General features: G+C 59.2%; 8 protein-coding genes and 2 pseudogenes. 2 read left to right on the top strand and 8 right to left on the bottom strand.

Features of this window, described 5'->3' with window-relative positions:
- Positions 1-250, top strand: a pseudogene (locus A3AI_RS43925) (IS256 family transposase); the annotation flags it as partial.
- A 33-nt stretch (positions 251-283) separates the two neighbouring features.
- Here A3AI_RS43925 and A3AI_RS43920 read toward each other — a convergent pair.
- Positions 284-1,336, bottom strand: a pseudogene (locus tag A3AI_RS43920) (sulfatase-like hydrolase/transferase); the annotation flags it as partial.
- Between the two features lie 465 nt (positions 1,337-1,801).
- Between A3AI_RS43920 and A3AI_RS0133200 the strand changes: the two are divergent.
- The gene (locus A3AI_RS0133200) at positions 1,802-2,542 is read left to right on the top strand and encodes a S1 family peptidase (protein ID WP_036050408.1); all 741 of its coding nucleotides are present in this window, start codon (positions 1,802-1,804) and stop codon (positions 2,540-2,542) included.
- Here the strand turns inward: A3AI_RS0133200 and A3AI_RS0133195 are convergent.
- The 7 genes from A3AI_RS0133195 to A3AI_RS0133170 form a co-directional block, all read right to left on the bottom strand.
- Positions 2,536-2,904 carry a hypothetical protein gene (locus A3AI_RS0133195; protein WP_024519685.1) on the bottom strand — a complete coding sequence of 123 codons (369 nt, stop codon included), beginning with the start codon at positions 2,902-2,904 and terminating at the stop codon, positions 2,536-2,538. The two genes, A3AI_RS0133200 and A3AI_RS0133195, sit on opposite strands and share 7 nt — an antisense overlap.
- 76 nt (positions 2,905-2,980) lie before the next feature.
- Complete coding sequence (locus A3AI_RS43915; protein ID WP_036050405.1) at positions 2,981-3,214, bottom strand: hypothetical protein; 234 nt, start codon at positions 3,212-3,214, stop codon at positions 2,981-2,983.
- A 134-nt stretch (positions 3,215-3,348) separates the two neighbouring features.
- The gene (locus A3AI_RS0133190) at positions 3,349-5,085 is read right to left on the bottom strand and encodes an arylsulfatase (RefSeq protein WP_024519684.1); all 1,737 of its coding nucleotides are present in this window, start codon (positions 5,083-5,085) and stop codon (positions 3,349-3,351) included.
- 7 nt (positions 5,086-5,092) lie between these two features.
- Positions 5,093-6,079 (bottom strand): formylglycine-generating enzyme family protein, encoded by a 987-nt coding sequence (locus A3AI_RS0133185; protein ID WP_024519683.1) that lies wholly within the window; start codon positions 6,077-6,079, stop codon positions 5,093-5,095.
- Between the two features lie 250 nt (positions 6,080-6,329).
- On the bottom strand, positions 6,330-7,334 hold the full coding sequence (locus A3AI_RS45550) for a helix-turn-helix transcriptional regulator (RefSeq protein WP_024519682.1): 1,005 nt from the start codon (positions 7,332-7,334) through the stop codon (positions 6,330-6,332).
- A gap of 289 nt (positions 7,335-7,623) precedes the next feature.
- Positions 7,624-8,634: a helix-turn-helix domain-containing protein gene (locus A3AI_RS45545; protein WP_051382585.1), complete on the bottom strand. Its 1,011-nt coding sequence runs from the start codon at positions 8,632-8,634 to the stop codon at positions 7,624-7,626.
- A 661-nt stretch (positions 8,635-9,295) separates the two neighbouring features.
- Positions 9,296-10,363 carry an HAD family hydrolase gene (locus A3AI_RS0133170; RefSeq protein WP_036050402.1) on the bottom strand — a complete coding sequence of 356 codons (1,068 nt, stop codon included), beginning with the start codon at positions 10,361-10,363 and terminating at the stop codon, positions 9,296-9,298.
- Positions 10,364-10,536: the final 173 nt, after the last annotated feature.

Here is a 10,536-nt window from a genome sequence, read left to right as displayed (position 1 = left end):
GCATTGGGCTCATCTGCGCACCTCGAATCCGATCGAGAGCGTGTTCTCCACGGTGCGGCACCGGACGGTGCGAACGAAAGGATCGCTCTCGCCGAAAACCGCGAAGCTGATGGTGTTCAAGTTGATCGACGCCGCATCGAAGACATGGCGCCGACTGAAAGGAACAAATCAGTTGCCGAAGGTCATCGCCGGTGTAAAGTTTACTGACGGCATCGAGGTCATTCCGACCACTGAAAGCCACGCCGCCTGATCAGGCCGCGTCACCCAGAATCAGCCATAGCTCCTTGATGACCATCGGTGCGCGGTAGCCACCTTCCCAGGCCTCGCCTTTCTGGCCCTTGAACGGGGTGACGCCGCCGTCCGGGAAGGAGATCGCCTCGGCGCCGTTGTCGGTGGTGAACACGACGATGGTATTGTCGGCCTGGCCCATATCGTCGATCTTCTTAAGAACAAGGCCGATATTATCGTCCAGCTGCTTCATGCCGGCTTCGTTGACTCCCCAGTCCTTGCCGCCGCGCTCGCCTACCATAGCCTCGTACTTCGGCGGCAACACGGTCACGATATGCATGCGCGCCGGGTTGTACCAGACGAAGAAGGGTTTATTGGTCTTCTTTGGGTCGTTGCGGTCGAGGAAGCTGATGACCTTTTCCGAGATTTCCTCGTCCACCGTCTTCGAACGTTCCAGGGTCAGCGCGCCTTCGTCACTGCACATCTGGTTCTTGCTCGTGCCGTCCGGCGACTTGCACGAAAGGATGTCGCGCGGTGGCGTGAGACACATCGTGGTCTTTGGATCAACTGCACCAGGTACTTCCGGGATTCCGGGGATCGGGGTATTCTTGCAGGGCGGTGCAACCGTCTGTTGCAGTGGCGTCTTGTTGATGTCGGGGAAGCTCACCTGCTGCATGGCATCAAGGTGGTAGAGATAGCCCCAGTATTCCTGGAAGCCATGCGCGGTCGGCAGCGCCTCGGTATGATCGCCGAGATGATTCTTGCCGAACTCACCAGTGGTGTAGCCTAGATCGAGCAGGAACTGGGCGAGTGCCGGGGTGCCGGGCCGCAGGTAGGACGGGCTGCCGGGCAGCTGCGGCGGGATCATGCCGGTGCGCAGCGGATACATGCCTGTGAAGAAGGCATTGCGGCCGGAGGTGCAGCTCTGCATTGCGACGTAGTCCATGAAGATCGCACCTTCATTGCCGATGCGATCGATGTTCGGTGTCTCGCCGACCATCAGGCCACGATGATAGATGCTTGGCTGCATCCATCCAATATCGTCGCCCATGATGAAGAGGATGTTGGGCTTTTGTCCCTGCTCGGCGGCAGCAGGAACACTTGCCATCGTTGTAGCGGTACACAACGCGGCAAGAGTGCCCCAGATTGCTCTGTGCAGTCTCATGGTTGCTTTCCTCGATGTCAGCTGCCGAAGCTGGGGGCCGCAGCCTTCGCCCACCTCCACCCACCGACCGCCTTTGCCTTAGCGACCCATGCAGGATCATTCGGGCGAGCGGTCGGGCGCTTTGCGGACGGCACGTTGGTCGAAGCGGTCTGGATGCGCTATGCAGCTTCGGCAACATGCGCCGAAGTTTACTGGCGCTGGGGCGGACCGAGCAGCAAGGTTGGTGCGAGCCACGGGCGCCGAGATTGCACTGCGGCTGGCTGCTCTCCCGTCGCGAGCGCATGTGACCAATGCGTGACAGAGCGCGGGTAAATTGAGAGTTCCAAGAAAAACCTCCGGATAAACCAGTCAGTTCTGTTGCCCCGTCGCCCAGTTCGCGTTCCGTTGCAGCTGGGCAAGGGGGTTGCGATGGGTGGACGCACCGGATTTTGGCTGGTTGTGCTTTCCGTTGTTCTTGCAAGCACTCGGGTTGGCGCAACATGCGTCGATCCGGCTCAGCTTGCGCATTCGACCGTCAGTATTATGCGGCATTTCGATGAGGAAGAGCGCGGCGCGCATCACGGCCTGAGCGGCATCCGAGGCACCGGCTGGTTTTTGTCGTCGACGACGATCGTAACCGCCGAACACGTTACCGCAGCGATGGATCTGTCGACGGAAGACTGGAAGCCCCTCGAAATCACGGACGGAGACGGTAGCCAGTTCATCGGCGCACGCATCCAGCGTCTGACTGGCGGCCCAACGGAAAAACTGGCCGTACTCGAACTCCAACAACCTGTTTCCACCGCGCAGAGCTTCGCGATCCGCAAGGAACCGCTCGTACCCGAACAGCAGGTCATGACGCTCGCCTATCCGGCTGGCCGCCCGCACCCCGTCGAAGGGCGGTTCGTCCGATTTGGAGATGGCGGGAAGCTCACCGGCATGGCGCTATTGGAAATCTATGAGGGCGACAATCGCCTCGTCATCGATCACGGCGCTTCCGGCGCTCCGGTGGTCGATTGTGACGGCCGCGTCGCTGCGGTCGTCAGCAACGTGTTCACCCAGAGTTTGATGGGGGTGTCCCACGAAATAAGAATCTCTACCGCGTGGGGAACGCCCAACGTCGTTTCCGTACCGGTCCAGGCGCTGGAGGAGCTTTCCCGATCTCAGTGAGGCGTATTCCGGTTTTTGCTCGCTCCTCTCAGAGTTAGCTGTGGACGAGGGTTTGCGTCGTCCGACATCTGTATGCAGGTGAGAAGATCGACATAGCTTTGAGTACCGCCAACCACGGCCTCGCCCGTGCACTCATTGCGGACAGAAGCAGAAGTTGTCTGCCAAAGTGTAACCAGTTGCGTGCGAGCGGATGTTTCATCGCTCATACATCCCTCATAGCTTTGAGCCAGGACAAGCCCCATTGCTTTGTCGGTGGCCGTGGTCGCCTTGCATGTCGCCTCGACGTTCAACTCGGGAACGCGATCGGAGGCTAGCGCTGCCTGGCTTCCCAGGAGCGCCAGCGATAATAGCGCTGCTTTCATCTCAATCTCCTTCGGTCGTCCTTTTCAGTTACATGCCGTCAAGTAAGGCTGCGCATCCGTCATCCGCGCCTGGTTGTCAGAACTGGCCAGGTTGGGCAGATGGACCCGGGTAATCCGATCGCAGGTTGTTCGGGTTATTGCGATCGAACAAATCCTGCCTCAAAATAAAAACCTTCCTGCCGGTATCGACCGGCGGCGGCAGTCTCCCGGCATCACGGATTGGCACAACGTTCGTGTGAGGCGTCTTCGCCAAAGCAACGGTAGCGAGCGCGGATACAAGCAAGAAGATAGCTAAGTGTAGAATCTTCATCAGGAGCTCTCCACACATGGACGTTGCGGCCTCGGCAGCCTTGGTGACGGTGGCAGCCGAAAGCCGCGAGACGCCTCGAACGTCGTTGCCGTTGCCACCAAGCAGGATGTTGAATGGGCAATCCGTTCGGACTGTTACTGCCCTTCATGGGCTTTGATGGCTTGCTCAACTTCCCTTTTTATGGCGTCAAGATTGAAGCTCGCCGGCGCTTGCATTGGGGGATACTCGATGGCCGTCTGCGCCAATCTGGCGACCTCCTGTTGAACAACCACGAACCGCCAAAATTCGCGGCCCATGAAATCATTCATGTAACCTCCACCGGCATCGTTCAGGCTTTGACCGCGGATTGACGGGGTCCGCTCAAACGGGTCCTGGCGGATGTTGACGATGGTTGGCATGTCTGTCGTGTCTTTTTCGCCGGGCCACCCGTAGGGCTGCTGGAAGAACTGGAACTTGAAATCATCATAGCGAAGGGCGCCGAGATGCGGGCCGGCGAAATAGAAAATCTCGTGGCGAGCGGAGGGGCCCTTGCCCGTCAGAAGATCCATTTGATTGTAGCCGTCGAGGTGATTCTTATAGGTGCGGCCATCCAGCATCACGCCCTTGAGAAGCTGGTCGGTGATATTCGCGTTTCCTGCCGCAGCGGCGAGTGTCGGGAACCAATCGAGTCCCGAGAAGATCCCATTCTCTACTGAACCCGGCTTGATGCGACCCGGCCAGCGGATGATGGCCGGCACACGGAAGCCGCCTTCGTAGCTGGTCCCTTTGGTGGCCTTGAACGGGGTCATGCCGCCATCCGGCCAGGTGAACACCTCGGCGCCATTGTCCGTTGTGAAGATGACGATGGTGTTGTTGGTTTCGCCCATGTCGTCGATATGCTTGAGCAGGGCGCCGACGCTGTCGTCCAACTGGGCCATGCCGGCTTCCTCGAGACCGTAGTTCGTGTCGTGGTTCTGCATCGCGCTGTACTTCTTCTGCAGGAAGGTCCAGACGTGCATGCGCGTCGTGTTGTGCCAGACGAAGAAGGGCTTGCCGTCTCGCTTCGCCTTATCCATGAAATTGCTGGACTCCTTGACCAACACCTCGTCGAAGGTGGTCATGTCGTACTTCGCCTTCAGGAACGGCAGATCGTGCATGTTCGGCACGTTCGTCATATCGGGAAACGGCGGCAGCGGCCCCTCGTCGACAATCCGCTGCTTTCCGATCTTACCCCAGCGCGGCATCTCGGTCGTGTCGTCCTTGTCCGTCGCGTAGCTGTGGATCAGGCTGCGCGGGCCGTACTTGTTGTAGTAGTCCTGGTTGGCGGGGAACGAGTACCAGTACGGATCAGACATCGCGTCGAGGTGATATAGGTACCCAAAGAATTCATCGAAGCCGTGCACCGTCGGCAGATATTTGTTGAGATCGCCGAGGTGGTTCTTGCCGAACTGTCCGGTTGCGTAGCCGAGTGATTTGAGCACGGTTGCGAGCGTGACCGCCTGGTCGGGTATGCCGACATCGGCCCCCGCCTGACCGACAGTTGTCAATCCCGTGCGGATCGGCAACTCGCCGGTGATGAAGTTGGCGCGCCCTGCCGTGCAGCTCGCCTCGGCGTAGTAGTCTGTGAACATCATACCTTCAGACGCCAGCTTGTCGAGGTTTGGCGTCTTGCCCGACATCATTCCGCGGTGGTAGGCGCCGACGTTGAACCATCCGACATCGTCACCCATGATGACAAGGATGTTAGGTCTCTGGCCCGACGGCGCCGCTTGGGCCTGCGCGGTCTGAATTGACGTCGCAGCACTGAGAGCCGAAGCGGCGGCAAGTGCCGTTCCGCCTAGCAGGATCTTGCGGCGGTCGAAGTCGGATCTTCTGGTTGTCTGATCCTGCATATCCTTATTACTCATGACCTTCTCCCTTACGAATAATGCAGCGAAACCCGACATGGCTCATTGACGTGTCGATCGGTTGGGCATGGCGAGCTGCCGGGCGATAGCGGCGGCAATAGTTAGGCGCGCAAAGATGGGAGCCGCCTTTCACAACTTTGCGTGGGATTTTGAATTTCGGCTGGCAAGGATCGTAGCTCGCGCTCTCCTGGCCGCCGCGGGGGTTTTCGGGGATACAGCAGGCCTTTGGCGCATCGGCCTCATGCTTGGACGAATACCAATCGCCGGTCCATTCCCAGACATTGCCAACCATGTCATAGACGCCGTAGGCGTTCGGCGGGAACGCCCTCACCGGCGAAGTGCGTTCGAAGCCATCCTCGGCCCGGTTCTGCCGCGGAAATTGTCCTTGCCAGGTATTGGCCATATGTCGCCCACCGGGGGTAAATTCATCACCCCAGGCGAACTCCGCGCCATCGAGGCCGCCGCGGGCAGCAAACTCCCATTCCGCTTCGGTCGGCAGTTCTTTACCAGCCCAGGCGGCGTACGCTTCGGCATCACGATAAGCGATGTGGACGACGGGATGATCGTCGAGACCGCTGATCGAGCCGCGCGGACCATACGGTCGCCGCCAGTTCGCGCCGAATTTGAACGTCCACCACTGCGTCCAGTCCCGCAGGTCGACGTGGTCCTTTGGTGGTGTGAACACCAGTGAGCCGGCCTTGAGCATGTGCGGCAATGCGCCGGGATAATCATTCGCATCAGGCGGGATCTCGGCGCAAGTGACGTAACCGGTCGCTTGGACAAACTTGCGGAAGGCGGCGTTGGTAACCGGGGTGGCGTCGATCCAGAAGCCATCGACGGTGACACGATGAACCGGCCCCTCTTCCGGATAGTGCTTGTCGGACCCCATGCGAAAGGTCCCGCCAGCGATGTGAACCATGCCGTGAAACGCTTCCGACGCCAAGGTTTGCTCTGGCCGCCGACCAGTGTGGTCCAGCATCGCCTGTACTCCTTACGGCGATAAAGGCTCACCTGTCTGCCGTTGCACACCATCGCAAGAGCGCGGCCAGCCTCTATCGCGCCTATGAACTGACCCAAAGATCGCCTGCCGCGCTATGCACTTTCGGCAGACTGCGGCGGTTTCCTTGAGGCAGCCAAAACCAGGCCTCGTTGATCTCTGGGGCGTGGCCGAGGTTGCCGTATCCACGAGAGCATCGCCACAATCGCCTTGCACAGATGACGGTCGGGCGTCAGGCGGAGGGTTTCGGGCCGGACCTGGTCGAAAGAGCCATGGCTTTCCCAGCCAATTGTGGTCGCGGCTCGCGCTGCAGCGTGGCGGAAGGCGACTCGCCAAACGTGTTGCGATACGTCACGGAAAAACGCCCAAGTTCGAGAAACTGGTGATTTCGAGCAACCTCGGCGACGCTGACGATGGAAGGATCGGCGCGCCGCAGCGCAGAACGGGCCTTGTTCAATCGCCGTAGCAGCAGATATCGCATCGGGCTTACCCCGAGAAATTCAGCGCAACACATCCGCAGCGTTCGCTCTGCCACACCTATCTCGGCGCAAAGTGCGGGCAAATTGAGTTTTCGGTCGAAATGTCTGTCCAGCGCTTCCTCAAAACGAGACATTATCGCGGCGTGCTGACGTCTGGTCTTGGAGGCGTCGTCAATCTGGTCGGCGGCCAGGCAATGAATCACGGCGTGAAGCATTTCCTGTCCCAGGGCCCTCGCGACCTCCGGGCGCTCGATCAAATTTTGTCCGACCTCGGAGAGGTGACAGGCTTGCTCGAAAAGTCGTCGGAATCGCGCCGTGTCCGGGCGCGCCGGACGGAGGATTTTATCGGTGTCGGGTGGCGTGAACGGTTCACCGGTCAATGCCGCGCTGTGACTGGCGAGTTGCTCAGGCGATACTGATATCAGACCCCAGTGGCTTCTACCGCCAATTCGATGATGCATGCGCCCACCGCGCGCGTGCAAAATGATATCGCCGGCCCGCAAAGCGAAGCCATTGAACGTGAGGGCCGCATTGCTGGCTGGAAATGAGAGGAATAGCTGCCCAGGGGGCAGCCTCATATAGGCAATGCGCGGGAGATCTTCACGACATTGATAAAATCCCAGAAGATTCAATTTCAGCGATGTCAGCCGAGCCCGGAAGTCTCCCGCGCCCGTTATCGTGAGATTGAGGCGCACGTCGGCAAAGGCGGCCGCGTAGGCGTCGGGATTGCTAAACGTCAGTGTGCCGCCTTCTGCCATGCCTCGTCCTCGGACCGGCGGACAGTTCTTGCGTCCCATTGAGCCGTTGGGTCTCACCGCGAGGGAGGAATTATCGAGGCAGTGACAGCTTTAGACTATGCGATTTCGGAACTTCTGGCGTCGGTCACGGCTCCGCTCGGTTGAAATCGTGAGCTCCTGAAGGCGCCTTTGACGGCGCGTGCATTGCCCGCCGGCGCCGCAACAGGCGACAGTGAACTTTTCGGGCCGTTTTTTTTCGACCCGAACGGTGGCTCCGAACGCTGGCGTGGCGCTTCGACGAAGCTCACGTTTAGCTCAAACCTCCGGCAATCGCGTCGGCCGGAAGCGAAGAGGGGCGATTGCGATAAGCCGCCTGCCGATCCGCGGGCCGCCGCAATGTCTCCGACGGCGACTCTCCGAAGATCGTGCGGTAAGCGACGGAAAAGCGTCCAAGCTCCCAGAAGCCGTGGTCGGTGACGATACGCGTGACGCTTGCCTCCTTGGCCTCCGCCCCGAGAAGCGCTCGCCGCACGAGGTGCATTCGACGCAAGGTGAGATAACGTATCGGCCCCATCCCAAGATGTTCGTCGCACGCAGCGCGAAGGGTCCGCTCAGCGACACCGATACCTGCGCATATTTCTGTGAGATAGAGCGGTCGATCAGGGTGAGCCGCCAGATACTCCTCGAACTTCGCGATGATCGCATCGTGGCGGCGCCCGCCGGTCGTGGCCTCGACACCAGCGCCTTCCGCGAGGCACCGCACCATAAGGTGAAGCAGTCGGTCATCGAGCGCCCGGCAAACTTCTGGTAACTCGATAATTTCGGGATTGTCATGGGCCAACTGTCCGACCGCCTTGTGAAGCTTCAACAGGCGAGACATCAAAGCCGGGCTGGGCCGGATGATAGGTTTTGCGAGCTTTTGCACGAAATCGCACCCGACGACCGCCTCGACCGCCGCGTTAAGCTCGTTGGACGGGAGAGACATTGTGCCGCCGTGAAAGCCTCTGTCGGTCTGTTGATGCGCCTCGCTGGCTCTGTTGATGATGATGTCACCCGGGAGAATCTGCGCACCGCAGTAACGAACTGATGAACTGGAATCAGTCAGAAAGCCAATCACTGTGCGTTCAGGTCTTATGCTGAAGACGTCGACCTGGGGTAAGGACAGGCTGTAGCGCGCCATCCAAACGCGATCCATCCCAATCTGGATAAGCTTGCAGAGAAAATCACCCGTTTCCTTGGGAAATGCCTCGAAATCGGAATTTACAAACGCGTCGTGGCAGGCGGCCGGATCTTTAATTTCCCGGGTTCTTATCCAAGACATCTCTGTCTCCCCCGACTCATAAACTATGCTTCGACTCTCGAATTGAACTTCGCTTGACCTGCCCGGTCGCGGCATATGAAAGACGGCAATCTCCCGGTAGCAACCTGTGGTCAATAAACGGAGCATCGCACAATCGTGACACTGCGCCGCACCATAGCGCGGATTGCTGGGCTCGAAGCATTGTCCCTAGTGCCAATCTCCACTATGCAAATTCGGCAACCAATCGGCGGCGAGCCGAAATGTGGCGTCAAATCGGCTGCGCAATCAAGGTCTTGGCCTTTGAGGCGGCATTTCGGGACAATGGCGTCGGCGAAACGATTCTGCCGCACCTGACCCGGGACCATATCCCGCTTCAGGCCCGCGTCGGCATTTGCGACGGGCCTCGTGTTGATCGGCGATCTCGTTGGATCACGGCAGGCGCGGGAGCGAGGGATTTTCGGCGAGACGGATTGAGCTTCTCGTGCCCATCTACGACTGGTTCACGGGAGGGTTCAACACCCGCGATTTGCAAGAAGCGAGAGCTCTAATGGCTGAATGGAGGTAAGCAGGTCGCTGCGGTTATCGTTCTGGCGGCCGGTCGCCTTCAATCAAGTATTTCGTTGCGCGCGCACGCCGAAGCTCCCCCGGCATCAGCGTTAGTCGTCATGGGCCAGCACCAGACTCAACCGTTTTCCTCGAAGCTGAATATGCGCTTCCAATCGTTCTTCATGCTGATTACCGTCCAGTTTTTCTTCTTAGCTTCCTCATAGAGCGATTGGCTGAACGTGCCTACCTTGGTTTCGGGCAGCCCCCGCGCCGGTCCGTACTCGTATTCGCGCTGAGCGTCGTCGTGCAGGACCAACATCATCAGCCGTGCACCGCCGCCAGCCTCGGTGTATTCAAGCATCTCCCGATCGCCGTCCGAGTTTCCAAACGCGGCGCACGGCCGCCGGCCGATCATCATATGGATGCCTTCCGGTTTCCCGGCATTATCGTCGTTCAGAAGTAGCTTGGGCTCTTTGGTCAGGAACGGAGTGCCATCCTTCCGATAGCCGAACCTTGTGCCACCTACCGTGCCCACCACCTGTTCAGGCGGGACGCCATACACAGATTCGCTGTAAACTCGCACGAAGTCCTGGCCGCCGCCGGTTACAATATAGGTCTTGAAACCGTTGCTGCGCAGATACTGCATGACTTCAAGCATTGGTTGGTAGATCAAGTCGGTATAGCGCCGCTTCCAGCGCCCGTCCTTCGCGCTTGCCAGCCATCTCTTCACTTCCGCGTCAAAATCGTCCACCGACATGCCGGTCAGCGTGGCGAAAAGGATTTTTTCAAGGTCATGCAGCGATAGCTTGGTGATTGCCTCGCGATTACCCGAGAGGACTGTCTTGAACGGCTCAATATCTCGGAGTTTGGGGTCTTCCTCAGCCAGAGCTGGCACGCGATCCAAGCAATAAACGACTTGCGAATAGATCGGGTGTTCGACCCATAGCGTGCCGTCTTGGTCGAAGGTCGCAATGCGCTGTTCTGGCGGAACGAATTTTGGGCTCGTTTGGTCAGTTGTGGACCGGACGAAATCGAGTATCGCTTGTTTGGCCGGCCCTTCGTTCCACGAGCCCAGCGAGCCGTCCTGCGTCGTCCGCGTTTGTGCCATCGCGGAAAAAGGGAGGCCGGACAAGGCCGGCAGCAGCGCAAGATCGAAAAGCAGCGTACGGCGGTTGACGTTAAACAACGAACTGTCGGATTTCATCTCCGCTTTCCTCGCGCCGTACCACGCCATCCTCGGCCAAAGATATTGCCAAGGCTCCGGCGAGGTCGTCTATGCAAGTCCGGCAAACGGCGTGCCTGTGTTTCACCCGCGGCGAGGGCACCGGCACCGCAACGAATACGGGTTGCGCGGAAGTCCGCAGACATCGGGGTGTA

The organism is Bradyrhizobium sp. Tv2a-2, assembly GCF_000472425.1.
GTDB lineage: Bacteria > Pseudomonadota > Alphaproteobacteria > Rhizobiales > Xanthobacteraceae > Bradyrhizobium.
This window is presented reverse-complemented; position numbering and strand designations above follow the sequence as displayed.

Coding starts and splice junctions, on each gene's coding strand:
- A3AI_RS0133200 (WP_036050408.1), top strand. CDS start 1,802: ATGGGTGGACGCACCGGATTTTGGCTGGTTGTGCTTTCCGTTGTTCTT.
- A3AI_RS0133195 (WP_024519685.1), bottom strand. CDS start 2,904: ATGAAAGCAGCGCTATTATCGCTGGCGCTCCTGGGAAGCCAGGCAGCG.
- A3AI_RS43915 (WP_036050405.1), bottom strand. CDS start 3,214: ATGAAGATTCTACACTTAGCTATCTTCTTGCTTGTATCCGCGCTCGCT.
- A3AI_RS0133190 (WP_024519684.1), bottom strand. CDS start 5,085: ATGCAGGATCAGACAACCAGAAGATCCGACTTCGACCGCCGCAAGATC.
- A3AI_RS0133185 (WP_024519683.1), bottom strand. CDS start 6,079: ATGCTGGACCACACTGGTCGGCGGCCAGAGCAAACCTTGGCGTCGGAA.
- A3AI_RS45550 (WP_024519682.1), bottom strand. CDS start 7,334: ATGGCAGAAGGCGGCACACTGACGTTTAGCAATCCCGACGCCTACGCG.
- A3AI_RS45545 (WP_051382585.1), bottom strand. CDS start 8,634: ATGTCTTGGATAAGAACCCGGGAAATTAAAGATCCGGCCGCCTGCCAC.
- A3AI_RS0133170 (WP_036050402.1), bottom strand. CDS start 10,363: ATGAAATCCGACAGTTCGTTGTTTAACGTCAACCGCCGTACGCTGCTT.